Annotated in this window: 25 protein-coding genes; 18 read left to right on the top strand and 7 right to left on the bottom strand. The window is 65.6% G+C overall.

What is annotated here, in order from left to right; translation table 11 throughout:
* Nucleotides 1-31 precede the first annotated feature (31 nt).
* The 8 genes from IEW22_RS00120 to IEW22_RS00085 all read left to right on the top strand — a co-directional run bounded on the left by IEW22_RS00120 (nt 32) and on the right by IEW22_RS00085 (nt 7376).
* Nucleotides 32-292: a F0F1 ATP synthase subunit C gene (locus tag IEW22_RS00120; RefSeq protein ID WP_188584560.1), complete on the top strand. Its 261-nt coding sequence runs from the start codon at nt 32-34 to the stop codon at nt 290-292.
* A gap of 50 nt (nt 293-342) precedes the next feature.
* The gene (locus tag IEW22_RS00115) at nt 343-831 is read left to right on the top strand and encodes a F0F1 ATP synthase subunit B (RefSeq protein WP_188584559.1); all 489 of its coding nucleotides are present in this window, start codon (nt 343-345) and stop codon (nt 829-831) included.
* Between the two features lie 4 nt (nt 832-835).
* Nucleotides 836-2188 carry a F0F1 ATP synthase subunit B/delta gene (locus tag IEW22_RS00110; protein WP_188584558.1) on the top strand — a complete coding sequence of 451 codons (1353 nt, stop codon included), beginning with the start codon at nt 836-838 and terminating at the stop codon, nt 2186-2188.
* A 126-nt stretch (nt 2189-2314) separates the two neighbouring features.
* Entirely contained in the window at nt 2315-3946 is a 1632-nt protein-coding gene (gene atpA, locus IEW22_RS00105; protein ID WP_188584557.1) for a F0F1 ATP synthase subunit alpha, read from the top strand.
* A 49-nt stretch (nt 3947-3995) separates the two neighbouring features.
* The gene (locus IEW22_RS00100; RefSeq protein ID WP_188584556.1) at nt 3996-4919 is read left to right on the top strand and encodes a F0F1 ATP synthase subunit gamma; all 924 of its coding nucleotides are present in this window, start codon (nt 3996-3998) and stop codon (nt 4917-4919) included.
* Nucleotides 4920-4934: 15 nt separating this feature from the next.
* On the top strand, nt 4935-6386 hold the full coding sequence (gene atpD / locus IEW22_RS00095; RefSeq protein WP_188584555.1) for a F0F1 ATP synthase subunit beta: 1452 nt from the start codon (nt 4935-4937) through the stop codon (nt 6384-6386).
* Between the two features lie 9 nt (nt 6387-6395).
* Complete coding sequence (locus IEW22_RS00090; protein WP_188584554.1) at nt 6396-6779, top strand: F0F1 ATP synthase subunit epsilon; 384 nt, start codon at nt 6396-6398, stop codon at nt 6777-6779.
* A 171-nt stretch (nt 6780-6950) separates the two neighbouring features.
* Nucleotides 6951-7376 (top strand): DUF2550 domain-containing protein, encoded by a 426-nt coding sequence (locus IEW22_RS00085; RefSeq protein WP_188584553.1) that lies wholly within the window; start codon nt 6951-6953, stop codon nt 7374-7376.
* Between the two features lie 92 nt (nt 7377-7468).
* Here IEW22_RS00085 and IEW22_RS00080 read toward each other — a convergent pair whose 3' ends face one another.
* Nucleotides 7469-8074, bottom strand: a complete 606-nt coding sequence (locus IEW22_RS00080) for a cob(I)yrinic acid a,c-diamide adenosyltransferase (RefSeq protein ID WP_188584552.1) — start codon at nt 8072-8074, stop codon at nt 7469-7471.
* A 240-nt stretch (nt 8075-8314) separates the two neighbouring features.
* Between IEW22_RS00080 and murA the strand changes: the two genes are divergently transcribed.
* Nucleotides 8315-9568, top strand: a complete 1254-nt coding sequence (murA, locus tag IEW22_RS00075) for a UDP-N-acetylglucosamine 1-carboxyvinyltransferase (protein WP_188584551.1) — start codon at nt 8315-8317, stop codon at nt 9566-9568.
* A gap of 75 nt (nt 9569-9643) precedes the next feature.
* Here murA and IEW22_RS00070 read toward each other — a convergent pair whose 3' ends face one another.
* From IEW22_RS00070 to mdo, 3 genes are all read right to left on the bottom strand, one after another.
* A complete protein-coding gene (locus IEW22_RS00070) occupies nt 9644-11176 on the bottom strand; it encodes a VWA domain-containing protein (protein WP_188584550.1) in 1533 nt (510 codons plus the stop codon).
* 13 nt (nt 11177-11189) lie between these two features.
* Nucleotides 11190-12521 (bottom strand): AAA family ATPase, encoded by a 1332-nt coding sequence (locus IEW22_RS00065; protein WP_188584549.1) that lies wholly within the window; start codon nt 12519-12521, stop codon nt 11190-11192.
* Nucleotides 12522-12663: 142 nt separating this feature from the next.
* The gene (mdo, locus tag IEW22_RS00060; protein WP_188584548.1) at nt 12664-13956 is read right to left on the bottom strand and encodes an NDMA-dependent methanol dehydrogenase; all 1293 of its coding nucleotides are present in this window, start codon (nt 13954-13956) and stop codon (nt 12664-12666) included.
* A gap of 459 nt (nt 13957-14415) precedes the next feature.
* Between mdo and IEW22_RS00055 the strand changes: the two genes are divergently transcribed.
* The 4 genes from IEW22_RS00055 to IEW22_RS00040 all read left to right on the top strand — a co-directional run bounded on the left by IEW22_RS00055 (nt 14416) and on the right by IEW22_RS00040 (nt 19197).
* Complete coding sequence (locus IEW22_RS00055; protein ID WP_188584754.1) at nt 14416-15567, top strand: Nickel transporter NicT; 1152 nt, start codon at nt 14416-14418, stop codon at nt 15565-15567.
* A gap of 80 nt (nt 15568-15647) precedes the next feature.
* Nucleotides 15648-16895, top strand: a complete 1248-nt coding sequence (locus IEW22_RS00050) for an iron-containing alcohol dehydrogenase (protein WP_373284106.1) — start codon at nt 15648-15650, stop codon at nt 16893-16895.
* Nucleotides 16892-18400, top strand: a complete 1509-nt coding sequence (locus tag IEW22_RS00045; protein ID WP_229742039.1) for a MadS family sensor histidine kinase — start codon at nt 16892-16894, stop codon at nt 18398-18400. The genes IEW22_RS00050 and IEW22_RS00045 overlap by 4 nt, the downstream gene beginning before the upstream one ends.
* A gap of 128 nt (nt 18401-18528) precedes the next feature.
* Complete coding sequence (locus tag IEW22_RS00040) at nt 18529-19197, top strand: MadR family response regulator transcription factor (protein WP_229742038.1); 669 nt, start codon at nt 18529-18531, stop codon at nt 19195-19197.
* A gap of 37 nt (nt 19198-19234) precedes the next feature.
* On the opposite strand, the gene mftM is transcribed toward IEW22_RS00040, so the two are convergent.
* Together mftM and IEW22_RS20535 are read right to left on the bottom strand one after the other, a co-directional pair.
* On the bottom strand, nt 19235-20089 hold the full coding sequence (gene mftM / locus IEW22_RS00035; RefSeq protein WP_188584546.1) for a mycofactocin oligosaccharide methyltransferase MftM: 855 nt from the start codon (nt 20087-20089) through the stop codon (nt 19235-19237).
* A 375-nt stretch (nt 20090-20464) separates the two neighbouring features.
* Nucleotides 20465-20791, bottom strand: a complete 327-nt coding sequence (locus tag IEW22_RS20535; protein WP_373284113.1) for an amino acid permease — start codon at nt 20789-20791, stop codon at nt 20465-20467.
* Nucleotides 20792-20944: 153 nt separating this feature from the next.
* Between IEW22_RS20535 and IEW22_RS00025 the strand changes: the two genes are divergently transcribed.
* From IEW22_RS00025 to IEW22_RS00015, 3 genes are read left to right on the top strand one after another with little or no spacing between them, the layout of a single operon-like run.
* Complete coding sequence (locus IEW22_RS00025) at nt 20945-21160, top strand: hypothetical protein (protein ID WP_188584544.1); 216 nt, start codon at nt 20945-20947, stop codon at nt 21158-21160.
* A 35-nt stretch (nt 21161-21195) separates the two neighbouring features.
* On the top strand, nt 21196-22245 hold the full coding sequence (locus tag IEW22_RS00020; protein WP_188584543.1) for a M4 family metallopeptidase: 1050 nt from the start codon (nt 21196-21198) through the stop codon (nt 22243-22245).
* 40 nt (nt 22246-22285) lie between these two features.
* A complete protein-coding gene (locus tag IEW22_RS00015) occupies nt 22286-22594 on the top strand; it encodes a protealysin inhibitor emfourin (RefSeq protein ID WP_188584542.1) in 309 nt (102 codons plus the stop codon).
* Nucleotides 22595-22651: 57 nt separating this feature from the next.
* Here IEW22_RS00015 and IEW22_RS00010 read toward each other — a convergent pair whose 3' ends face one another.
* Nucleotides 22652-24322: a (2,3-dihydroxybenzoyl)adenylate synthase gene (locus IEW22_RS00010; RefSeq protein WP_229742037.1), complete on the bottom strand. Its 1671-nt coding sequence runs from the start codon at nt 24320-24322 to the stop codon at nt 22652-22654.
* A 153-nt stretch (nt 24323-24475) separates the two neighbouring features.
* On the opposite strand from IEW22_RS00010, the gene IEW22_RS00005 reads away from it, so the two are divergent.
* A complete protein-coding gene (locus IEW22_RS00005) occupies nt 24476-25804 on the top strand; it encodes a salicylate synthase (protein WP_188584541.1) in 1329 nt (442 codons plus the stop codon).
* A 429-nt stretch (nt 25805-26233) separates the two neighbouring features.
* Nucleotides 26234-26460 (top strand): hypothetical protein (locus tag IEW22_RS19900; protein ID WP_229742036.1); only part of this gene is annotated, 227 nt, incomplete at its 3' end.

Below are 26460 nucleotides of genomic sequence, written 5' to 3'. Positions count from 1 at the left end.
GCAATCGCCAGAACAGCGAAAGGGAAAGTAAATGGATCCGAATCTGATTGGTATGGGCGCCCTCATCGGTGGCGGCCTGATCCTCGGCGGTGGCGCAATCGGTGCCGGCGTCGGTGACGGCCTGGCCGGCGCGCAGCTGATCGCCGGAATCGCACGGCAGCCGGAGGCTCAGAGCCGACTGTTCACCCCGTTCTTCATCACCGTCGGTCTGGTCGAGGCTGCGTACTTCATCAACCTCGCCTTCATGGCGCTGTTCGTCTTCGCGACCCCGATCAGCGGCCAGAGCTCGTAATCCCGGGCTCGTCATTCCCCAGTCCACCCAGGTAAACAGGTAAGGACACCATGGCACTAGCCGAGTCCAAGAACTTCCTCGTACCGAACTTCACGCTGGTCATCTGCCTGATCATCTTCTTGATCGTGTTGGCGGTCGTGTGGAAGTTCGTCGTGCCGCCGATCCAGAAGGCTCTCGCCGAGCGGGACGAGCGTGTCGCACAGACGTCGAAGGACAGTCATGCAGCGGCACAGAGTTTCGAGGACGCCGAGCAGCAGTACCTCTCGGCGATGCGAGATGCGCGGGGTGAGGCCACCGCAATCCGGGACGAGGCTCGGGCCAAGGGTCGCGAGGAGCTCGACGACATGCGGCAGCGCGCCACGGCGGAGGCCGACATGGCACTCGCCGAGTCCGACGCCGAGCTGAAGTCCGACGGGGACAAGGCCGCCGAGCAAGCACGCGGCGAGGTCGGATCGTTGGCCTCGACGCTCGCCAGCCGCGTCCTCGGTGTCCAGGTCGCGGCGTCCGACAACGCGACATCGTCAAACGGGGTGGGCTGAGGTAATGGGCGTATTCATTTCGCAGCTGTTCGCATTCGTCATCATCGTCGGTGTGCTGGTCAAGTTCGTCGGACCGCCGCTGAAGAAGGCCACGCAGAAGCGTCAGTCGGAGATCCAGTCTCAGATCGACGAGAGCGAGGTCGCCAAGAAGCGGCTGGCCGAGGCCAAGACCGCCTACGCCGACGCGATGGAGCAGGCCAAGGCCGAGGCGAGCAAGATCCGCGACGAGGCCCGCGAGGACGCGCAGTCGATCATCGAGGACATCCGGGCGCAGGCCGATGCCGAGGTTGCCCGCATCAAGGAGCACGGCAAGGCACAGGTCGCACTGAACCGGTCGGCTCTGATCCGTTCGCTGCGGGCCGAGCTCGGTCTGTCGACGGTGGATCTGGCGGGCAAGTTGGTGCGCGACCACCTCGACCAGCCCGGCGCCAAGTCCGAATCGATCGACCGCGTGATCGGTGAGCTCGAGGAGATGGCGCAGGGGTCGGCGACGCCGTCCACCATCAGTTCGCATGCCGAGGCGATCGGCACGCACACCATGCGCGCCACCAGTCGCGAGTCGATCCGCGCGCTGCAGAAGGCGTTCAACGACACCACCGCGTCGATGGACTCCGCAGGTCTCACCGAGCTGTCCGACGATCTGCTCGGCGTGGTCGGCGCGCTCGATCAGCATCCGCTGCTGCGCAAGCACCTTGCCGAGGTCAACGACGACGGCGGTGCCAAGGGCGACATGATCGACTCCCTGTTCGGGGGCAAGATCGGCGAGCCCGCCGTGCGAATCGTCAAGGTCGCGGTCAACCACCGCTGGTCGACCGCGCGGGATCTGTCGTTCGCACTCGAGCGCCTGTCCCGCCTCGCGCTGCTGAAGGTGGCCGAACTCCAGGGCAACATCGACGATGTGGAGGACGAGCTCTTCCGGATCGGTCGCCTGCTGGTCGCTCAGCCGGCACTGACCCAAGAGGTCTCGAACCCGCTCGCACCCACCGAGGGACGAGTGCAACTCCTGGACTCGCTGCTGGCCGGTAAAGTCAGTGACACCACCAGGCAGCTGGTCGCCGGTGCGATCCGCACACTGCGCGGGCGGCCTGCCGACTCCGTGGTGTCCGAACTCGCCGATCTCGCGGCCGCGCGTCGTGGTGAAGCGGTTGCTCATGTCATCGCCGCGACCTCGTTGACCGATGAGCAGGTCGGTCGGGTCACCCAGGTGCTCGGCCGGGTATACGGACGCCCCGTCTCGACGCAGGTCGAGGTGGATCCGGAACTGCTCGGCGGTATGCGCATCATCATCGGCGACGAGGTGATCGAGGCCGACATCGCGACGAGGCTGGCCAAAGCGGCCGAACAGCTACCCCGCTGATCGATGCCGGTGATGCGGCCCCGTGGGTCGCGTGACCGGACCGACGACGACCGGCACCACCGGGCGCGACCCTCACGGGCACCCACCACAAACGCTCATAACACGAACGCAAGGAACGAAGAAGCCATGGCCGAATTGACCATCTCACCCGACGAGATCAAGGGTGCGATCGACAAGTACGTCTCCTCGTTCGAGGCCGAGGCCTCGCGCGAGGAGGTTGGCGTCGTCACCGACACCTCCGACGGCATCGCGCACGTCGGAGGTCTGCCCGGTGCGATGGCCAACGAGCTGCTGCAGTTCGAGCATGGTGTGCTCGGCGTGGCGCTGAACCTCGACGAGGACGAGATCGGTGCGGTCATCCTCGGCGAGTACGCGAGCCTGGAAGAGGGCCAGCAGGTGGCGCGCACCGGCGACGTGCTCTCGGTGCCGGTCGGCGATGCGTTCCTCGGTCGTGTGGTGAACCCGCTGGGTCAGCCGATCGACGGCCTGGGCGACATCGAGGCCGAGGGCACGCGTGCCCTCGAGCTGCAGGCGGCGACCGTTCTGGAGCGCCAGCCCGTCGAGGAGTCGATGGCCACCGGAATCAAGGCCATCGACGCCATGACCGCCATCGGCCGCGGACAGCGTCAGCTCATCATCGGCGACCGCAAGACCGGCAAGACCGCCGTGTGCATCGACTCGATCCTCAACCAGAAGGCGAACTGGAAGAGCGGCGATCCGACCAAGCAGATGCGCTGCATCTACGTCGCGGTCGGCCAGAAGGGCTCGACCATCGCCGGTGTCAAGAGCGCACTGGAAGAGGCCGGCGCGATGGAGTACACCACCATCGTCGCGGCTCCCGCTTCGGACTCGGCCGGCTTCAAGTGGCTGGCTCCCTACACCGGTTCTGCCATCGGCCAGCACTGGATGTACCAGGGCAAGCACGTCCTGATCGTGTTCGACGACCTGTCCAAGCAAGCCGAGGCCTACCGCGCGATCTCGCTGCTGCTGCGTCGCCCGCCGGGCCGCGAGGCATACCCCGGCGACGTCTTCTACCTGCACTCGCGTCTGCTGGAGCGTTGTGCCAAGCTCTCCGACGACCTCGGCGCGGGCTCGATGACCGGTCTGCCGATCATCGAGACCAAAGCCAACGACATCTCGGCGTTCATCCCGACCAACGTCATCTCGATCACCGACGGTCAGGTGTTCCTCGAGTCCGACCTGTTCAACAACGGTGTGCGCCCGGCCATCAACGTCGGCACCTCCGTCTCCCGCGTCGGTGGCGCCGCGCAGACCAAGGGCCTCAAGAAGGTCTCCGGTTCGCTGCGTCTGGAGCTCGCCCAGTTCCGTGAGCTCGAAGCGTTCTCGGCATTCGCCTCTGACCTCGACGACGCCTCGAAGGCGCAGCTCGAGCGCGGCGCCCGCTGGGTCGAGATCCTCAAGCAGGACCAGTACAGCCCGGTCCCCGTCGAAGACCAGATCGTGTCGATCTACCTCTGCGGTGACGGCATGTACGACTCGGTACCGGTCGCCGATGTGCGTCGCTTCGAGGCCGAACTGCTCGAGCACCTGCATCACTCCGCATCGGGTGTCTACGAGTCGATCGCCGGCGGCAAGGTGCTCGCCGACGACCAGGCCGAGGTCCTCAAGAACGAGACCAACCGGTTCAAGCAGTCCTTCCTGACCCACGACGGCAAGCGCGTTGTCAACGAGCCGGCCGTCGACGCCCTGGACGCCGAAGAGGTCAACCAGGAGCAGATCACGGTTCGGAAGTCCTGACGTGACCTCAACCCGTTCGTGGTGTTACCGACAGAAAGGAGCGTGACCCGTGGCCAGTATCCGTGAACTGCGTTCACGCATCCGCTCGGTGCAGTCGACGAAGAAGATCACCAAGGCACAGGAACTGATCGCCACCTCGCGCATCACCAAGGCGCAGTCGCGGGTGGCCGCAGCCAAGCCGTACTCCGACGAGATGACCGCGGTGCTGTCCGAGTTGGCCTCCAACGCGGGCAATCTCGATCACCCGTTGCTCACCGAGCGGGACAATCCCAAGCGTGCCGCGATCCTGGTCATCACCAGCGACCGCGGTATGTGCGGCGGGTACAACGCGAACGTGCTGCGCGAGACGCGTGAGCTGATCGAGCTGGTCAAGAGCGAGGGCAAGGACCCTGTGCTCTTCGTGATGGGTACCAAGGGCGTGAGCTACTTCGCGTTCCGCAGCATCCCCGTCGCGGCGTCGTGGACCGGCTTCTCCCAGGACCCGAAGTACACCGACGCATGGGCGGCCACCGACTTCCTCGTGGATCTGTTCACCGCTGGTTCGGGCAACGAGATCGAGCGTCCCGACGGCGAGGGCACACTCGAGGGTGTCGACGAGTTGCATCTGGTCTACACACAGTTCGTCACGATGCTCACCCAGACTCCCGAGGTCCGTCGCATCGCGCCGCTGGTGGTGGCCGAGGCCGGGGAGGGCGAAGAGCACCCGCCCGCCCGCAACTACAGCTTCGAGCCCGGGGCGGATGCGTTGCTCTCGGCGTTGCTGCCCAAGTACGTCTCGACCCGCGTGTTCGCCGCGCTGCTCGATTCGTCGGCATCGGAGTCGGCCGCCCGTCGTACCGCCATGAAGGCGGCCACCGACAACGCAGAAGATCTGGTACGCAACCTGTCGCGTACGGCGAATGCGGCTCGCCAGGCTCAGATCACCCAGGAAATCACCGAGATCGTGGGCGGCGCGAGCGCCCTCGCAGAATAAACGGAAGTGACAACAATGACCACAGCAGCACCCGAGCAGACCGCGGATGCGGGCACCGGTGAGGTCACCGGTCGCATCGTCCGCATCATCGGTCCGGTCGTGGACGTGGAGTTCCCCCGTGGCTCCGTTCCCGATCTCTTCAACGCTCTGCACACCGAGATCACCCTCGAGTCCGTCGCCAAGACGCTGACCCTCGAGGTCGCCCAGCAGCTCGGCGACAACATCGTCCGCACCATCTCCATGCAGCCCACCGACGGCCTGGTCCGCGGTGCGGTGGTGACCGACTCGCTCAAGCCCATCACCGTCCCGGTCGGCGACGTCGTCAAGGGCCACGTGTTCAACGCCCTCGGTGACTGCCTCGACAGCCCGGGTCTTGGTCGCGATGGCGAGCAGTGGGGTATCCACCGCAAGCCGCCGGCCTTCGACGAGCTCGAGGGCAAGACCGAGATCCTCGAGACCGGCATCAAGGTCATCGACCTGCTGACCCCGTACGTCAAGGGCGGCAAGATCGGTCTGTTCGGTGGTGCCGGTGTCGGCAAGACCGTTCTGATCCAGGAGATGATCACCCGTATCGCGCGTGAGTTCTCCGGAACCTCGGTGTTCGCCGGCGTCGGCGAGCGCACCCGTGAGGGCACCGACCTCATCCTCGAAATGGAGGAGATGGGCGTGCTCCAGGACACCGCCTTGGTGTTCGGCCAGATGGACGAGCCGCCGGGCACGCGTATGCGCGTCGCCCTCTCGGCCCTGACCATGGCCGAGTACTTTCGCGACGTCAAGCACCAGGACGTGCTGCTGTTCATCGACAACATCTTCCGGTTCACCCAGGCCGGCTCCGAGGTCTCGACCCTGCTCGGTCGTATGCCGTCGGCCGTGGGTTACCAGCCGACGCTGGCCGACGAGATGGGCGAGCTGCAGGAGCGCATCACCTCGACCAAGGGTCGTTCGATCACGTCGCTGCAGGCCATCTACGTGCCCGCCGACGACTACACCGACCCGGCTCCGGCCACGACCTTCGCCCACCTCGATGCCACCACCGAGCTCTCGCGCCCGATCTCGCAGCTGGGTATCTACCCCGCTGTGGATCCGCTGACGTCGACCTCGCGCATCCTGGAGGCGTCGATCGTCGGTGACGAGCACTTCCGCGTCGCCAACGAGGTCAAGCGCATCCTGCAGAAGTACAAGGAGCTGCAGGACATCATCGCCATCCTCGGTATGGACGAGCTGTCCGAAGAGGACAAGGTCACCGTCCAGCGCGCCCGCCGTATCCAGAAGTTCCTCGGACAGAACTTCCTGGTCGCCGAGAAGTTCACCGGTCAGAAGGGTTCTGTGGTCCCGCTGTCGGAGACCATCGCGGCGTTCGACAAGGTGTGCAAGGGCGAGTACGACTCCTACCCCGAGCAGGCGTTCAACAGCTGCGGCGGTCTCGACGACGTGGAGGCCGCGGCGGCCAAGATCGCCGGGAAGTGATCGATACCCATGGCTGACGGAGTGTTCGCTGTCGACGTCGTGTCGGTCGAGGAGCGTCTCTACGAGGGCGAAGCGACGTTCGTGATCGCCCAGACCACCGAGGGTGAGCTCGGTGTGCTGGCAAGCCACGAGCCGTTGTTCGGTGAGCTCAATCCCGGCGGTTTCGTCGTGATCGACGAGGTCGGCGGCAATCGGCTGGTCGCCGCTGTGCACGGTGGCTTCCTGTCGGTCACCGGCGAGAAGGTGACCGTCCTCGCCGAGGCTGCCGAGTGGGCCAGTTCGGTCGACGCGGCACAGGAGCGCGAGGTCCTCGAGTCGGCGGAGGAGGGCTCCCCGGAATACGAGCGCGCCCTCTCCCGCCTCCGCGCAGTGGAGATGCTCGAGAAGAAGTGACGAGAGCAGATCATCTGCGACTGAGCAGGTGACGTGCGGTCCCGACCGCCGGTTCGCGACCCCCACCCGTTTTCGGGTGGGGGTCGAACTCGTTTTTCGTCTGTTCGCGTTGTGCGATAGTTTGGGTTTGTCCGCTCTTGCAGCAACGGTCCCACAGGGAGAGGTTCGCCGATGGGCATCGCGATCGTCGTCATCGTCGTGGTGGTCGTTGTCGTGGGTCTGATCCTGGGCGGTATGCGCGTCAACGGGCTGCGCGGCAGCGGCACGCAGGTCATCCTGCGGGAGATGCCGGCCTCCGGAGATCACGGATGGCGTCACGGAATCATGCGTTACGAGGACGACGGCGTCGAATTCTTCCGGCTGCGCAGCTGTAAGCCTGGACCCAACCGCACGTTGCGCCGCGGCGAGATCACGATCGACGGTGTGCGCAGTGCGGCGGGACCCGAGCGCGACCTCATCGACGGGTACGACATCCTCGAGGTCACCGACGATCGCGGCGAGGTGGAGATCGCGATGAACACCGATGCCATGACCGCGTTCCGCTCCTGGGTGGAGTCGCGACCCTCACAACGCGCGCAGCGCCGCCGGATGGCCTGAGCGTTCTCTCTGTTCCGCCCAGTGCTGGTCTCCGGACAGGGCCGATCTCCGGACAGGGCCGATCTCCGGATAAGGGCCGATCTCCCCGGGTTTCAGTTCTGTGCGTCGCCTGCGGCAGCCGGACGCGTGCGATCGCCGCCGGGGGTCCACACCCGGTCGCCCTCCGGATTGGCGACCCTGGCGAGGATGAACAGCAGGTCGGAGAGGCGGTTCAGATATTTCGCCGGCGTCGTACTGGTGGTGTCGGGGTGGGCCTCCACCGCACACCACGCCGAGCGTTCGGCACGCCGCACGACGGTGCGTGCCTGGTGCAGGAGTGCACCCAGGGCAGTTCCGCCCGGCAGAACGAACGATGTCAGCGGAGCAAGACCCTCGTTGAACTCATCGCACCATGCTTCGAGGTCGTCGATGTAGCTGCTCTGGATCCGCAGCGGCGGGTGCGGCGGATCGGGGACCACCGGTGTGGACAGATCCGCGCCGGCGTCGAACAGGTCGTTCTGGACGCGGGTGAGCACCTCGGTGATCCGTGGGTCGGGGTGTCCCAGTGCGATCGCGACCCCGATGGTCGAGTTCGCCTCGTCGCAGTCGGCGTAGGCGACCACACGCGCGTCGGTCTTGGGTACACGGGCGAAGTCGGCCAGACCGGTGGTCCCGTCATCACCGGTGCGCGTATAGATCTTCGTCAGATGTACAGCCATCACACCCCTCCTGCCGTCCGCGGCCGGTGAGACGCGGGCGGATGCCCTGGCGTCGTGTGGGACCGCCGGATCTCCATCCTGTCGCACGGCGGTCCCGCGGTGCAGCCGAACCGCCGTCGCACTCGGATCAGGTCGTGTGCCATCGGCGCGGTTGCGATGGCAGACCGAGCACACCACGCGGACGCGCGACATCTGTCGGGGGTGATCGAGAGGCGTCGGGCATTCGTTAGAGTGGCGTGCGTGAACGATCGGTTCCTGGTCACCGGGGGAGCGCGTCTGGCCGGTGAGGTGGCTGTGGGCGGCGCGAAGAACAGCGTCCTCAAGCTGATGGCGGCATCGCTGCTCGCCGAGGGAACCACCACCCTGCGCAACTGTCCCGACATCGCCGATGTCCCGCTGATGGCCGAGGTTCTCCGCGGACTGGGGGCGGTGGTGACCATCGACGGCGACACGGTCACGATCGACACGCCGGCCGAACCCAAGTACAACGCCGACTTCGACGCGGTCAAGCAGTTCCGTGCCTCGGTCTGTGTGCTGGGGCCGCTGATCGCCCGGTGTCACCGCGCGGTGGTGGCCCTGCCCGGTGGCGATGCGATCGGCTCGCGTCCGCTCGACATGCACCAGGCGGGCCTGCGTGCACTCGGGGCCGAGAGCTCGATCGAGCACGGATGTGTCGTGGCGTCGGCCGACACGCTGATCGGCGGTCCGATCGCGCTGGAATTCCCGTCGGTGGGCGCCACCGAGAACATCTTGATGGCCGCGGTGCTGGCCGACGGCGTGACCACCATCGACAACGCCGCTCGCGAACCCGAGATCGTCGACCTGTGCGAAATGCTCACCCAGATGGGGGCCCAGATCGCCGGGGCGGGCACGTCGACGCTCACGATCACTGGTGTCCGTGATCTCACGCCCACCACGCATGTGGTGGTCGGCGATCGGATCGTCGCGGCGACCTGGGGTATCGCGGCCGCGATGACCAGCGGCGACGTGCGGGTCACCGGCGTCTCGCCGGCCCATCTGCAACTGGTCCTGCACAAGCTGGTCGACGCGGGCGCCCAGGTCGACCAGTTCGACGACGGCTTTCGCGTCCGGCAGTCGGGCCGACCGAGCGCCGTCAACTTCTCGACGTTGCCGTTCCCCGGGTTTCCCACCGATCTGCAACCGCTGGCGATCGCGCTGGCATCGGTGGCCGACGGTATGTCGGTGATCACCGAGAACGTGTTCGAGGCGCGGTTCCGTTTCGTCGAGGAGATGGTCCGGCTCGGTGCCGACGCCCGAACCGACGGGCACCATGCGGTGATCCGTGGCGTCGAACGACTCTCGAGTGCGCCGGTCTGGTGTTCGGACATCCGCGCCGGCGCCGGACTCGTGTTGGCCGGTCTCGTCGCCGACAGTGTCACCGAGATCCACGACGTCTATCACATCGACCGTGGGTACCCGGGCTTCGTCGAACAGCTGAGGGAGCTCGGCGGCGAGATCGAGCGCGTCGGCTGACATCCTCGGTTCACCGGGAGCTGGTCGTCCGACAGGGCCCGCGGGCACCTGGAAGCGGCTGCCGGGGGCGACGTGTCAGACGCCGGTCAGAGAGTGTTCGATCCCCACTCGTTCGAGTCCAGCCAGATCGCGCACGATGTGCACACGGTCGCACAGTGCCGCATATGCCGGCAGATCGCACGATCCCAGCCCCCACGAGTAGCGGGGTTCCGGTGTGATCCAGATGGTCTCGCGAGCGCGGCGGGTGATCTCCTCGAACGCGCGCAGGTTGGGATCGTGGCCGTTCCCGCGACCGTCGCCGAGGATCAGCACCGTGGTGCGGCGGGTGATCGTCGACGAGAAGTCGTCGGCGAACCGTCCCAGGGCGGCGCCGTAGTCGGAGTCGGCGTCCACATCGAGGACACCGCCGGCGGGCAGACCCGAGACCACCATCGACAACGCCTGCTCGGGTGGATGTTCGGTGAACAGCTCGGTGATCTCGACGAGATCGGCCACGAAGGCGAAGGACCGCACATGCGAGACCAGGCCCTGCAGGCCGTGAACCATCTGCAGGGTGAAGCCGGCGGCCGAACGCACCGACAGCGACACGTCGGCGAGCACCACGAGATCGGGGCGATCGGAGACCTTGGCGACGGTGATCGGACGGAACGGGACACCGTCGTAGCGCAGGTTCTTGCGCATCGTCCGCGCACCGTCGACGCTGCCACGCGCGGCGACCTTGCGCCGTGAGCGTGGTGCGCCGTGCAGGCTGTGGATCAGCCGTCGCAACGATTCCTCGAGATCGGCTCGGCGACTCTCGTCGATCGCGGCTGCGGCCGCTGCCTCGATCTCGCGCTCCTCGATCTGTGCGTCGGTGGCCAGCAGCTGCTCGAGATGACGACGCAGCGTCTCGGGCAACCCGTCGAGGAGTCCGGCCAATGCCTGCCGCAGCGCGGTGAGATCCTCGCGTTCGGGAGCCTTGCCGTCGTCGCCGTCGGCCGAGTCCAGCCAGTCGAGCAGCGCCATCTCCTGCGCCACCGACAGTTCGGCGTCCAGACGGGTCGGGTTGCCGCTCATGAGATCGCCCGGACGGCCGGGGTTGTGCAGTCGTGACAGCGCCAGCTCCACACGGGCGGCGTCGGCGTTACCGGGCAAGGCATCGGTGGACAGCACGATCTCGTCGGTCAGCGAGGCCATGTCCAGCTTGTTCGCCTCCTGATGGAGGTTGTACTGCTCGGCGAGGTCGTCGGGATCGAAGTAGTCGCGGATATCCGACGGTTTGCCGTGGCTGTGCCCCTGCTGGGGTGTGGTCCCCACATCCTCGGAGAGGGTGAACTCCTCGAGTTCGCCGTTGTCGGTCAGGTCGTCGTGAGAATGGGAGTGTCCGTGGTCGTGGGGTGCGTCCAGCACCGGCCGCAAGCCGAAGAAGGCGTCGAAGACACGGTCGAATGCGTCCTCGTCGCGGCGGTCCTTGACCAGACAGACCCGCAGCGCGCTGCGCAGCAGTTCCCGGTCCGACAGCACTCCGGCCGTGGATGCGGCGGCGATCGCGTCGACGGTCTCGGACACCCCGATACGCAGTCCGTGAAGTCGCAGCAGTCGCACGAACCTGTGAATAGCTTCTCGCACAGTCGTTCCCAGCCTAGAACGGACGCTTCTTGCGGCCACCGCCGGTCCGTGCGGCGAAAGATCGACCACCCTGCGAGGAACTGACCGCAGACGTGGTGCCGGCATCCGTGCGGCCGGGTGCGCCGTAGTAGTTGTCGGCGTGGCGTCCGGGGGAGTCCTTGGCCGCGCGCACCGCCCGACCGTCACTGTCGCCCTCGTCGTGGGTGTGCGATGCATCCGCGTGGGGATCGTCGTGTGTGTGGTCGTCGCCGTCTGTGTGGTCGCCGTGTGAATGTGAGTGTCCGCCATGGGAATGACCATGCGAATGCCCATGCCGATGACGCTCGTCGGGAACCTCGGCGTTCGGGTCGACCATGCGCGGGATGGCCGATAGTGCCTTGGCCAGATCTCGGTCGTATTTGACCACCACGTTGGCAGTCTGCGCGAGAATCGCCGGCGTCAGTTCCTCGGCCCCGAGTACAGCCAGCGTGCGCGCCCAGTCCACCGCCTCGGAGATGCTGGGTGCCTTGCGCAGATCGAGTTCGCGCAGCTCTCGCACGATGTCGACCAGTTGCGCGGCCAATGTCTCCGACAGGCCGGTCTCCTTGGACTTGATGATCTCCAGTTCCCTGTCGGCGCTGGGATAGTCCAGCGACAGGTGCAGACACCGGCGTTTGAGCGCCGCCGACAGATCGCGGGTGTTGTTGGAGGTGAGGATGACCATCGGCGGATGTTCGGCGACGAAGGTGCCGATCTCGGGTACCGACACCTGGTACTCGGCGAGCAGTTCCAGCAGCACCGCTTCGAGCGCCTCGTCGGCCCGGTCGACCTCGTCGATCAGCAGCACCACCGGCTCTCCCGACTGCACCGCTTGCAGTAGCGGACGCGGGGCGAGGAATCGCTCGGAGAAGAACACCGATTCCTCGGCGCCGATCCGGTCGACCGCCTCGGTCAGCGACGCGGCGTCGGCGACAACCTGATTGATCTTCTCTCTGAGTACCTGCGTGTAGAGCAGCTGTTTGCCGTAGTCCCACTCGTAGAGTGCGGTTGTCTCGTCCTGACCCTCGTAGCACTGCAGGCGCAGCAGGGTCCGACCGGTGACCGCGGCGAGCGCCTTGGCCAGCTCGGTTTTGCCGACACCTGCGGGGCCTTCGAGGAGGACTGGTTTGACGAGGCGTGACTGCAGGAAGACCGTCGTCGCCAGACGCTGATCGGCCAGGTAGCCGACCTCGGCGAAACGTCTGATCACATCGTCGACCGAATCGAATTCAGCACGCGGAGAATCGGTCTCGACGCGCGCATGGTCGGCCGATGCGGATGCCGATGGCGTCGTAGTGGTCGAATCAATGTCGGAGTCCACGGACATGTCTTTCCTCACTCGCCGAGATCTCGGCTGGTGGTCAACGGGTGTGGGGCGGAACGGATGTGGTGCAGAACCCAAGTGGTGCAGGGACGACGAGGGTGGGCCGGCGCCCGAGGTCCGGGCGCCGGCCAGGAGTATCAGGGCATCACGACAGGAAGTCGTCGAGGTCGCCCACCATGCAGTGTTCGACCACCGGACGCACCGTGTCGAAGGTGCACTCCTTGGCGTTGCCCGGGGTGCACGCATCGCCGAGCACGTGGTTGGTCAGGGCGTCGATGTTGGTCTTGTCGGCGATGATCTCCGGACGCTGCTCGTAGTACTTCGTCGGCCCCTGGCCGAGCCGATTCTTGGAGTAGCTGTTCTGGTTGACATCGACGAACCGCTCGGGGATGCCCACGTCGCGCAGCAGCCGGATCGCTGCGGCCAGTGCGGCGTCGGCCGCCTGCACCTTCGTCATCCCGTGCGTGTCCACGCCCATCGCCTCGGCCATGTCGGCGAAGCGCTGGTAGGCCACCGGCATGTTGAACGCCCACACCCGCGGCAACGCGATGGCGTTGTTGAGGCCGTGGTGGGTGTCGTAGAAGGCCGACACGGCGTGGCTGATCGAGTGGATGATGCCCAGACCGCCGGAGTTGAACGCCTGCGCAGCGATGTACTGGGCGTACATCATTCCTTCGCGGCCCTTGAGCTCGGTCGGATTCCACGTCGCCTCACGCAGGTTCTCCGCGGTGAGTTTGATCGCGTAGAGGGCGTTGCCCAGCGACGGGGCGAAGTTCAGCCGGGACACGTAGGGCTCGGAAGCGTGTGCGAGAACGTCGAATCCGCACTGGGCGGTGTAGTCGATGGGCAGGTCGTAGTAGAGCACCGGATCGTCGATCGCGAGGGTGGTCACCGCCGCGTCGTCGAATGCCACGTACTTGTGTGGCTTGTCGGGGTCGGTGGTCGTATCGGTGATCACATAGGCCCACGACGTCTCCGAGCCGGTGCCGGCCGTGGTGGAGATGGCGATGTGGGGCGGGTTCTTGGGGTTCTCGCTCTTGTTGAACCCCTCGAACTCGTTGATGTTGCGACCGTCGTGTGCGACCGAGATCCGCGCGCCCTTGCACGCGTCGTGGGCCGAACCGCCGCCGATCGAGATGAACGAGTCGCACTTCTCCTGTTGGTACAGCGAGACCGCGTCCATCACGTTGTAGTCCTTGGGATTGGACTCCACCTTGTCGTACAAGACGGCGTCGAGGCCGTGGTACTTCAGCGATCCCATGAGCTTGGCGACGGTTTCGCTGCCGCGCAGACCGGTGGTCATCACCAGGGTCTTGGTGAAGCCCAGCTTCAGGGCCTCAGGACCCACCATCTCCCACCCGCCAGGACCCATGAGGGCGCGGGGGAAGGGGTGGAACTCCTTGATGGGAAAGGGTTTGAGCAGCTCGTCGACCTGCATCGGGGCCTCCTTGCGAGGAATGAGACGTCAGTCACGTCCTTCGTGGACGTGGCGACAGTAGGCAGCGCCATCGGCGAAACGGGGCACATCGCCCGCAGAACTGACCGAGGCTCAGGTGGCTGCTGGCCGGTCGGCTCGCCGCACCTGTCCGTTCGGCTAGCGCAAGGAGGTGCGGTGCGGCAAAGATGTGTCTGGACAGACAGGTGTCTGGCGGCTCATATATTCGGCCATCGGGACGAGCGGCGCAGAGGAATCGGGGCACACCTGTCCGGTAGGACAGGTGTCGCTGGCCACACGGGTTCGTTCTGCGACAAAGACGCACGAACGGGGTGTCGCGTGGCTCACGGTTGAGCTCACGCGCATTCGCGAGCCATTGCCGTCACCAGAACGGCGGCGATGACCGAGAAGAGGAGTACATCGATGACGACGACCGATGTGGGATCCGGGCAATCCGCAGGGATGCCCAGTTCATCCGGGCCACAGCGGGGAACCGGTGGACGTTTTCGGCGGGCCGCAACGCGGCTGACCAGACGGGAATGGGGAAGTCTGATCGGGATGGGACTGTTCATCCTCGGGCTGCACCTGGTCGGCTGGGGTGTGCTCGTGCTGATCGTGGCGCCGCAGCACCACGACCTGGGCACCAAGACATTCGGGGTGGGTATCGGTCTGACGGCCTACACATTGGGCATGCGACATGCTTTCGACGCCGATCACATCGCGGCGATCGACAACACCACCCGTTCGTTGCAGTCCAACCGATCCCGGCCGCTGTCGGTCGGCTTCTGGTTCTCCCTCGGCCACTCGACCGTCGTCTTCGGTCTCGCCGTGCTGCTGTCGCTGGGGATCCGCGCGATCGTCGGTCCCGTGGAGGACGACGATTCGACGTTGCACCACTACACCGGGCTGATCGGGACCTCGGTGTCAGGATTCTTCCTGCTGCTGATCGGGATAGTGAATCTCGTTCTCCTGGCGGGTATCTGGAAGATCTTCCAGGACATGCGCACCGGTGAGCTCGACGAGGCCGAACTCGAGGCCAAGTTGGCCAACCGCGGGCTGGCCAACAGGTTCTTCGGCAAGATGACACGGTCGATCACCAAGCCATGGCAGATCTATCCGGTGGGGGTCCTGTTCGGATTGGGCTTCGACACGGCCACCGAGATCGCGCTGCTGGTGCTCGCCGGCACCAGCGCGGCGATCGGTCTGCCGTGGTACGCCATCCTCTGTCTGCCGGTGCTGTTCGCCGCGGGCATGTCGCTTCTGGACACCATCGACGGCGCATTCATGTCGTTCGCCTACGAGTGGGCGTTCTCGCGGCCGGTGCGCAAGGTGTTCTACAACCTCACAGTCACCGGTCTGTCGGTGATGGTCGCGCTGGTGATCGGTGTCTTCCAGGTGTTGAGCATCGTCAGCAGCGAACTCGACCTCAGCGGTGGCGTGTGGACCTGGTTGGCGTCGGTCGACCTCAACACCGTCGGGTTCTTCGTCGCCGGGATCTTCGTGCTCACGTGGCTGGCGGCGCTGGCCATGTGGCGTTTCGGACGCATCGAACAACGCTGGGAGGCGGCGGGTGCGCACGCCTCGGTGACCGAGGATTCCGTGTCACGGCCATGACCCCCGCCGAATCGGGCATGCGCAACGCTCTTCGTGCGTATCGTCGCGGGTGTCGAGGCGACGAAGGCCGGGTGAGGCAGATGGAAGCGGTCGAGCAGACCGAGCGTGCGCCGGGCTCCTCCGCCGCGGGAGTGCTCGGTGAGTCGGTGACACCGGTGCCCACGCCCACACACATGCAGCCACCCGCGGTGGTCAAGTTCCACACGCCAGAGGTCATCATCGGGCGTGGCGCACTCGAATCCGTCGCGGAGGTGGCGATCGGACTGGGCATGTCGCGCCCGTTGGTGGTCTCGGATGCGACCGTTCGTGCCACCGCCTGGCATGGCGAACTCGACTCGTCGCTGCGCCGGCTGCCGTTGGCGGTGTCGGGATTCAGCGATGTCTCGCCCAACCCGCGCGCCGAGGAGGTGGGCGCGGCGTTCACCGCTTACCTCGACCACGGTGCCGACGGAGTGATCGCCCTCGGCGGCGGCTCGGTGATCGATGCGGCCAAGGGTGTGGCGATCATGGCGACCAACGGCGGCCACATCCTGCGTTACGAAGGTATCGACCGGGCGCGCTTGCCCCTGCCGCCGGTCATCGCGGCGCCGACCACCGCGGGCAGCGGATCCGACGTCTCCCAGTTCTGCATCATCAACGATTCGGCACGAGGGACCAAGGTGACGATCGTCGGACGGTCGCTGGTGCCCGACGTGAGCATCGTCGACCCGCGGGTGTTACAGACGGTGTCCTCGGCGGTGACGGCGCAGTCGGGTATGGATGTGGTCTCCCACTGCGTCGAGGCGTATGTCTCCCTTGCGCACAGCCGGATGACCGACGGCCTTGCGCTGCAGGCATTGTCGATGGCCTGGTCGTCGTTGGCGCGGCTGGTCGACAACCCGGCCGATCCCGAGGCGGGGCTGGACATGGCCTATGCCACGTTGAAGGCCGGGATGGCGTTCACCAACGCGATACTCGGTGCCACCCACGCGATGAGCCACCCCGTGGGCGGGCGCTGCGACGCCGCCCACGGCGCGATCAACTCGGTGCTGTTGCCGCATGTGATCCGGTACAACGCCCAGGCGCATCCCGCGCGCTATGCCGAACTCGGCGATGCGATCGGTATCGACACCACGGGCTCACCGAGAGTCGTCGCCGATCGGCTCGCCCACGCTGTGGAGAGCCTGGCGCAGCGCGTCGGGATGCCTGCGCGGCTCGCCGATCTCGGCGTCGTCGCCGAGGACATCCCGATGCTCGCCACGTTGGCGATGCGGGATGCGTGTATGACCACCAATCCGCGTCTGGCCACCGCCGACGAGATCGCCCAGCTGTATCGGGAAGCATTGTGACGACCCACTATTCGCAACAGCAGACGCGAATCGAGGGTGATCTCGAATCGCTGGTCGGGTTGCGTTCGATCAAGACTCGCCACTACGCCCAGCTGCGCGGCAGCGAACAGCGGCTGATCCGGGTGATCTCGGCCTTCGACCGGATCTCGCGGGCATTGGTCCGCACCGCAGATGGTCCCGAGGCGCTGGTGGCGTCGGTCGTCGACGCGGCGCGCGAACACCTCGGTGCGCGCTGGGTGGTCTTCGCCCTGGGCGACGGCCATCTCGAACAGACCTCGCCGCGCCATCTGCTGATGGACGGTGCCGGCACGACGTTCGCATTCGAGGGTGCTGCCGAAGCGCGCGAGCCGGCCACGGTTCCCGACGAGGTGCTCAACCGGCTCACCGATATCCTGCGCAACCAGGTCGACCAGCTGGCCATCCCGATCGCCGAACCCCATCACGTCCATGCGCCGTTGGAGCTCTACGGGAAGGTGGTTGGCGGACTGTCGGCATGGATCGGTGACGACCGGAGCGTCGATCCGTCCGACGTGGTGGTGCTGCGTATCCTCGCCAGCCAGGCGATGGTCGCATTGCTCAACGCCGCGCTGCTCGACGAGAGTCGCCGCCAGCTCGACCGAGCCGAGCGAGCCCACGCCCAGACGGCCAGGCACGCAGAGGATCTCGCTGTGCGCAATGCCGAACTCGAACAGGCCCAACGCGAACTGTCCACCGCGATGCGCGAACGTCTGCTCGGCGAGGAGCGCGGGCGTATCGCCAGGGAGCTCCACGACTCGGTGACCCAGTCGGTGCTGTCTGCGGGCGTGCAGATCGAACTGTGCCGCCGCGAGAACCTCACAGATCCCAGTGGACGTCTGGCCACCGCCGGTGAACTCACCCGAGGCGCGGTCGACCAGTTGCGCAGCGTGATCTACACCCTCAATCACACCCCACCCCGCGAGACCGGTGGACTGCGCGAGGCGCTCGTCGAGTTGTCCTCGATGCACGTCCCCGGGGAGCTCGCCACAGAGGTGACCACACTGGGCATCGAACGCGACCTCCACGACAACGTCCAGCACGCGGTGTTGCGGGTGGCCGGTGAGGCGCTGTTCAACGCGGCGATGCACGCCAACGCAACACGGGTGCAGATCACGCTGACGTTTTTCGACGACAGGGTGACCCTCGCGGTCGACGACGACGGTGACGGCGATCCGGACCACCTGCGCCGCGTCCTGCGGACAGCGTCGGCCGGGGATCTGGCCGGCCGGCACCGAGGCCTGGTCAACATGCGTACGCGCGTGGCCGAACTCGGCGGGCGATTCAGCATCCGCCGGTCGCGGTTGGGCGGTGTACGTATCAGCGCGGCAGTGCCGGCGCCGACGACACCGCCGGATCCCCCAGCAGCGGATTCCCCAGTAGTGAATCCCCCAGCGGCGAATCACTCTGCGGCTGATTACTCCGCAGCGGACTCCTCGGCAGCCGACCCCACGGCAGCTGATCGCGTCACCAGGGAGGCGACCCGATGACCCACCCCGATCCTCTGAACAGGCCTACGGCTCCTCTGAACAGGCCTACGGTGACGACCCACCGGCCCGCCTCGGCGCACTCGTCGGTCAGAGCTCCCCACCGTGCCGCCGCGGAACATGCCGGAGCCGTGACCGCACAGCCGCACCCGGGTGATCGCACCGGCGCCATCCGTGTCGTCCTCGTCGACGATCACGCGCTGTTACGCGCCGGGATCCGCGCACTTCTCGAGGTCGAGACCGGCATCGAGGTGGTGGGGGAGGCCAGCAGTTCCGACGAGGCGATCGCCGAGATGTCGCGGTGCCGCCCGGATGTGGCCGTGGTGGACCTGAAACTCTCCGCCGGCGGCGAGTACGAGGGCTTGCGACTGGTCGGGGAGTTGCGGGCATCGCATCCGGAGGTGTCGACGCTGATCCTGACGACCTTCCTCGACGACGAGTTGGTGGTGCGCGCCGTGCGCGCCGGCGCCAACGGCTACGTGGTCAAAGACGTCGACACCACCGAGCTCGTCCGCGCGATTCGGTCGGTGCACGCCGGAAACAGTGCTTTCGATCCGCGCAGCGCATCGATGGTCGTGCAGGCACTGGCCGGGGACACCAACAGTCGCGGGGAACTCAGCGAGCGAGAACGTGCGGTGTTGCGGTTGATGGCAGATGGCAAGAGCAACAAGGTGATCGGGGAGGAGTTGTTCATCTCGGCGTCCACCGTGAAATTCCACATCCGCAACATCATCCGCAAACTCGGAGTGAGCCGACGCACCGAGGCGGTCTACACCGCGAGCAAGCGCGGACTCATCTGAGGCTGTGTCGGCCCGGCGGGTCGTGACGCGGTCGGGCTCAGCGTCGCGAGAGCTGAAGCCAGCCGCCGTGGTGTTCGGATATCTCGGCGCTCCACTGCCGGGTGTCGGCGAACGTCCCCCATTCGGCGAGGTCGCTGAGCGTCAGTGACTGTCGGTGACCGTAGTGCTCATTGGGCACCTCCTCGAACGGCACTGCGATGACGACCGAGGTGCGGGCCACACGTGTTGCCTCCTCCACGGCCAGACGCACGTCGGATCCGTCGAGATGTTCGAGCAGATGGATGAGGGTGACAGTGTCGATCGATCCGTCGGGATAGGGCAGATCGCGCGCGTCGGCCCACCGGCAGTCGATCGGAGTCCCGCAGCGTCGAGACTGTCGCCTGAGTAGTTCCACGGATCCGGCCGAGATGTCGCATGCATGGACGGTCGACGCATCCTCTGCGGCCTGCAGCGCCAGGAAGCCGAAGCAGGACCCTACCTCCAGAATGCTTGTGCCGGAGAGGCATTGGAGTGCCCTGTGGTGGACGGGGGAGAACGGGGAGCGTCCCGAGCGGAGCTCGGCGAGGCTGTTGTCGTAGAACGCGTCCCAGCCCGCGCCATTCTCGGCGCAGGTGTCGAGGATCGCGGTCATCACCGCTTCGAACGCGACCTGGCCGGCGATGGCGCCCACCTCGACGAGCCGGCCGACCTCCTCCACCAGGAGCGAGTCACAGACATCCGCGCTGGTGTAGCCGTGGGTGATGTGTACGCCGTCGGCGTCGTGTCGCCACGCGAGACGGCCGGATTCCGACCGCTGACCTGTCAACCGCGAGGAAGCGGAGGTCGACCTGTCGCTGGTGACCGAGATCGACGAGGGGTCTGAGACCGCTGACATCACATGTCCCGAAGTCATGGCCACACGGTAGGAGGCTGCGAAGCACTACGTAACTGTCCTAAGGGACAGAAGCACGACGTAACTGTCCTAAGGGACAGGGGTCGGCCGGTAGGAGCAAGTCGTGCGCCACTGCCTGCTGAAACTGCTGCCTACTGGGGATGGCGGGAGAAGGGATGAGGGCAGATCAGTGAATGACTCGCCCGACAGAAACCACCGGCGGCAACAGTGCCCGGCGTCACAGAGAGTACGTTGCGGACGCGAATCGAGGAAGCGATGCGGTGACCTGGGGGTTCTGGTGGCACGTGGACCTGNGCCTCGGCAGATTGACCCCCATTGAATTCGAGACCATCATCAACCACGAGGCCCCTCAGGCCGCGTGACTAACCCTGTCACCTATCCGTGCACCAGGCCCATTCGTGCGAGTCTTCGCGGGAGCAGTCCCTCGCGAGCGCTCGACATGACTAGGCGTGAGGCACCCCAGATCGCACCGATCAAGTTGGCCACGATGATGACGACTCCAAGAACCGATACTCCCACGCCTGCGGCAGATGACACCGTGCGCGTCACGACCGCTTCGATGGGAGAGGTCAGGGTTTTCGTGTCCAAGGGTGCGAGAACTGTCTGCACCGCGAGCGCAAGCAGCACGTACATGATCGAGACAAAAGCACGCCCGCCGACGACAAGTTCTTCGACACCGCCCTCGCACTGTTCACAGCGAATGCGGGTCAGCTTCCGCGAGACAACACACGTGCGTCCCGTATCGTCGATGCCGGGCCGGGCGATCCCGCGAAATCAGTTGTCACCACTGATTTCTTTGGGTTCGACACCTCCGACAACCACTACGGTTTGTGGGGCAAAGGCGATGTGTCGGAGATGGGGGATGCCGTACTCGGTCTCGTCGCCGACGAGCTCGGTTCCGCTGCGCCACCGTGGCTGGCGGTACGGAACGTTTCGGACCCCGAGATCGATGCGACCGGAATCGACCTTCATCAGCAGGCAGCGCTCGCGGCGGCGATCTACCGGGCATTCGGCAGGTGGAGTTCGGAGTGCAGCGCGATCGTGTGCTGGGCGCTGATCGCCGCCCTCTGATTCGTGAACAGACGTCATCTCGGAAAGGAAACACCGTGAACCACAACAGTATCCATTGCATCCTGCCACCCGACCTGCTTCAGTCCGTTGCTCGAGACGCATCTGAGGCGCAGGCCAAGGCGATCTTGCGCACCCTGGAGATCGACCACTCGTTCCGCCTCACCCGCGCCGAGGTCAGCGCCCGCCGCGCCGTGAGCGGCCCCCAAGCGGCAGCGCCGACGGTCGGCGGAAAACCCCACCGCAGCATCTACGACCAGAAGCACTCGACTCAGACATCGCCAGGAACACTGGTTCGCTCCGAGGGCGACAAGCCGGTTGCCGACGCATCGGTCAACGCCGCCTATGACAACTTCGGCTTCACGTACCAGATGTACTGGGAGGTCTTCGCGCGCGACTCGATCGACGGACACGGGATGCCCATCAAAGGTCTGGTTCACTTCGGCACCGACTATGACAATGCGTTCTGGGACGGCAAGGATGCGATGTTCTTCGGTGACGGTGATGGCCAGCTGCTCACCGATACGACCAAGGGGCTCGACGTGATCGGCCACGAGCTGACCCACGGCGTGACACAGTACGAGGCGAACCTGACCTACTCCGGTCAATCCGGAGCGCTCAACGAGTCGATCTCCGACGTGTTCGGATCCCTGGTCAAGCAGTACCACCTCGGGCAGACAGCGGATCAGGCCGACTGGCTGATCGGCGCCGACATCGTGGGAAAGCAACTCGCCCCCGCATTGCGCTCGATGAAGGCACCGGGAACTGCGAATGCACACGACAACCAACCCGCCGACATGACCGGCTTCGTACACACCACCGCCGACAGCGGCGGGGTGCACACCAACTCCGGTATCCCCAACCACGCCTTCTACGTGGTGGCCACCACCATCGGCGGATCGGCCTGGAAAGATGCGGGATCGATTTGGTACAAGAGTCTCGCCGATCCGGGACTGAAGCCGAACGCAACGTTCGCGTCGTTCGCTTCCATCACACTTCATCAAGCCCGTGTCCAGTTCGGTACCAACAGTTCCCAGGCCCAGGCTGTCGAGGCAGGATGGGAAGCAGTCAAGGTGCCGCTGAAATGAGCGTTGGTGACGGATCGGTTGAGATGGTGAGGTGATCGAGGTGCCGACTCCGGTGCACATCGACTTCCGCAGATCTGGCGGTATCGCCGGCATCGACATGACCGCGAGCGTTGACTCCCGGGATCTGCCCGACGAACACGCTGGGGTCGCGGCCGATCTCCTGTCCGGTGGCGACAATCTACGTCAGGGCGATTCTCCGGGTGTGCCAGACGGATTCACCTACGAGGTCAACGTCAGCGACGGCTCTCGAAGTCAGCAGTACCAGTGGTCGGGACCGCAGGTTCCAGCGGCGGTGCGGCCACTGCTGGATGACCTCGGAAAGCGCGCACAGCCAGCGTCACCAGCGTGATCGTTCCGATCGATCAGGCTGACCATGCGGGCCACGCTGTCCATCGAAACCAACGATTCAGTGTGTCGCGAGGGTCGCCTTGAGTGCGTTCTTGTCGATCTTTCCCACGGCGGTCAAGGGCAGTGACGGCACCACTGTCAGCGCGTCAGGCAACTTGAACGATGCCAGCCCGCGCTCGGTGAGGAACGAACGCACCGACGAGAGGTCCAGCGCCTGCGTGCGGGGATGTTCATGCGACAAGACCACCACCGCGCAGATCCGCTCGCCAAGCGCATCATCGGGCAGTCCGATGACTGCGGCCTGGCGAATCGAGCGGTGCGCCAGCAGATTCTCTTCCACATCGTCGGCGGCCACGTTCTCACCCGCCCGGACCACGGTGTCCTTGATCCGGCCCGTCACGGCGAGATGTCCCGACGGCAGCCGACGAACCTTGTCGCCGGAACGGTAGAAACCGTCGTCGGTGAACGACCGCAGATTGTGGTCGGGTGCGCGGTAATACCCACGGATCGTGTACGGCCCGCGCACCAGCAGTTCGCCTTCGTCGCCGTCGGCGACGTCACCGCCCTGGTCATCGACGACGCGGATCTCGTCGAATTCCGAGATCGGCGCGCCCTGTACCGCGTGGACCAGCTCGCGCGGGTCGTCGAGGCGAGTGAGACAGATCAACCCTTCGGCCATTCCGAAGACCTGCTGGACCACATTCCCCAGCGCCGCGTCGAGCGCGATCGCATCCGGCTCGGCGAGTTTCGCACCGCCAACCTGGAGCAAACGCAGCGAACTGACGTCGGCAGGCTCCCACTCGGTTGCCGCACACCAGACCTGCGCGAGTGCGGGTACAAGGGCGGTGACAGTCACACGGTGGCGTTCGATGAGGTCGAAGGCGTTGTCGGGACTCGGGTTGTCGGTCAACACCACGTGACCGCCGGCGATCATCGTGCCGAGGATGCCCGGGCATGACAGTGGGAAGTTGTGGGCCGCTGGAAGGGCGACGAGGTAGGTGTCGGTGTCTGTGAGCGCCGAGATCTCCGCGCATCGCCGGGCGTTGTAGGCGTAGTCGTTGTGCGTGCGGGCGATCAGCTTCGGCAGTCCGGTGGTGCCGCCCGAGATCAGGAACAGTGCGGGCGAATCGGGTTCGGTCTCGGCAGCATCGGGAAGGGTGACCGCACCCGGGTCGGACTCGGGCAGCGATGTGAACGGCCCCGGATCGCCGTCGATGAATACGGTGCGGATCGTGTCGACGGTTGTACGCAGCTCCCCGGCGAGGTCGCGGTAGTCGAAGCCGCGCCTTCCGTCCTCGGTGATGTAGGCGACCGCGCCGGAACTCTGTGCGAGATGGACGATTTCAGTCCGGCGGTGCGCGGGCAGCGTCATCACCGGGGCGACTCCGGCACGAAGGAGTGCGAACAGGGTGATCGCGAACTCCGCCGAATTGTTCAGCTGCACGATCACTCGTTCACCTGGTGCAAGACCGGCGGCCGTGAACCCGGCCGCGCGCCGAATCGCGGCCTCACGAAGCGAGGCGTAGGTCAGCGTGCGCGGCCCGTCGGTCGAGGCATCGGTCACTGCCGGTGCTCCGGGGGTTCGGTCGGCAGCCTGATCGAGTACTCGCCATAGCGGCTGCTGAGGGAACAGCCCGGCATCGGCGTAGCGCTGCGCGGCGGCCGACGGGTGCGGGGTGAAGCCCGTGGTGAGATCGGATGCGGTCTCGCTCAGGATCGGGTTGGTCACGCTGGCCTTTCTGGTCTCGCACCCTCGGCCGATGACCGCCGGTGTGTCCGGGGCGGTGCCACAAGGTGTCCGCTGTTGGATTAGGTTAGCCTTACCACGTTTCGTTGGGTGGGTCGGGATACCCGGACTCGCCCACGCTCAAGGGGAGGCCTCATGTCGCTGCTCATCGATTCACACGCTCGGGCCGCATTGTCGCCAGAGCGGGCCGCTCAGATCTGTGCGGCATGGGCGTCATCGGGTGAATTCGGCGAGTACGTGGTGTACGAACGTGGCCTGAGCTGGGTGTTCGCCGCAGGGGTGGCGAGCAGGATCGTGCTGACCCGCGACGAGATCGTGGTGACCGACAACGGCGAACAGACCGTCAGTCGCTGGGACGGCGACCCTGCCGGAGCACTCGAACGAGCGCTGGACTCGCTGCAGGACGCCAGTTGGCGCGTATACGGATGGGTTGGCTTCGACTTCTGTGCGCCCCGCTTCGACCTTGTCGACCGGATCGGCGAAGACACGGTGCTCGCGCATCTGATCGTGCCGCGCTTCGAAGCATTCATAGATGCTGCAGGGGTCGACACCGGGGATGCCGACCCCGCGACCGCAGTGCGACTCCGCGTGTTAGCCGGTCGTGTTGCTGAACCCGCACCGCCGACCGAGGTCGACGTGACCGCCGACCCCGACGACTACCGGGATCGCGCCGCACAGGCGATCAACGAGATCGAGGCTGGGCGCTATCAGAAGGTGATCCTGTCGCGACGAGTCGAGATCCCGTTCGAGGTCGACATCCCGGCGACCTATGCGCGTGGTCGTGCGAGCAACAACCCGGCGCGGTCCTATCTATTGGAGCTCGGCGACCTGCAAGCAGCGGGCTTCAGCCCGGAGATCGTGGTCGCGACCAAACTCGACGGGACGGTGGTGAGCCACCCGCTGGCCGGGACCCGTGCGTTCGGACGCTCGGACGAACTCGACTCAGCAGCGCGAGCAGAGCTGTTGGCGGACCCGAAAGAGATTGCCGAACATGCGATTTCGGTGCAGGCCGCATTCGAAGAGATCGACTCGGTGTCGGTGCCGGGGTCCACTGCGTTGAGCGAGTTCATGGCGGTGCGAGAACGTGGCAGTGTCCAGCACCTCGCGTCGACTGTGCGGGGAAAGCTCGCGCCTGAGAACGGACCGTGGCGAGCGCTGGCTGCGACCTTCCCTGCCATCACCGCTTCGGGGATCCCGAAAGCGCAGGCTGTGGATGCGATCTATCGACTGGAGCCGGACCGACGCGGGTTGTACTCGGGGGCCGTTGTCGCAGCGTCGTCGCACGGCGACCTCGAGGCGACGCTGACCTTACGAAGCGTCTTCTCCTCTGCTGGCGAGTCGTGGCTTCGCGCCGGCGCCGGCGTCGTTGCACAGTCGACGCCCGAGCGGGAGTTCGAGGAGACCTGCGAGAAGTTGGCCAGCGTCGCTCCCTATGTCGTCGCGCGCTCACAGCCAGTTCAATGAGCGGCGAGTGCTCGGCGTCACAGTAGATCGAATCGGCTCGGTAGACGGGTCCAGGCGCGGTGAACTGGGGTTTTGGACGCAACTCAGGGCGTTGACCTGGGGATTTGTGTTGTGGGGTGTGGGTGCGTAACTTATGTCGAGTCAGCGCGCCACGGCGCCGCCCCGGGGTTCTACGGAAGCCCGCTGGTTGCGGAGACCGGGAATACGTGTTGGCCGCCCCGTGTTGATGTGTTCCGCGTGTTTTGATGCGCGGTTGGTCAGCGCGGTCTGGCTGAGCCTCCCTCAGTACAACGTCGATCCGGATGCGGGTTTGCGGAGTTGCTGTGGGGTGTGTACGCTGGAAGAGTTGCTCCGGAGACGGGGTGGCTGATAATTGGAGACTGCTTCTGATGGTTGTTTGCCCTGGTGGTGGATGGTTGTTGGGGGTGTGTGTTCTTTGAGAACTCGATAGTGTGTTTGGTTGTTTTGTTGATGCCACATATTTTTGCTGGCGTTGACTTTTTGTGCGGCCATGGTTTGCCTGGTTGGTGGTTGTGGCCGCGTTTTTTGAGTTTATGTCAGTTTTTTGTTTTTTTGGTTGGGGTTTTGATTCTCCAGTTTGTGTTGAAATGGCTGCCGGCTCTTGTGGGTTTCGATCTGTGTGGGGTTGGTGGTGG

Source organism: Gordonia jinhuaensis (assembly GCF_014639795.1).
In the GTDB taxonomy this organism is placed as follows: Bacteria; Actinomycetota; Actinomycetes; order Mycobacteriales; family Mycobacteriaceae; genus Gordonia_B; species Gordonia_B jinhuaensis.
The sequence above is the reverse complement of the archived record's forward strand: the minus strand, read 5'-3'. Positions and strand labels throughout refer to the sequence as shown.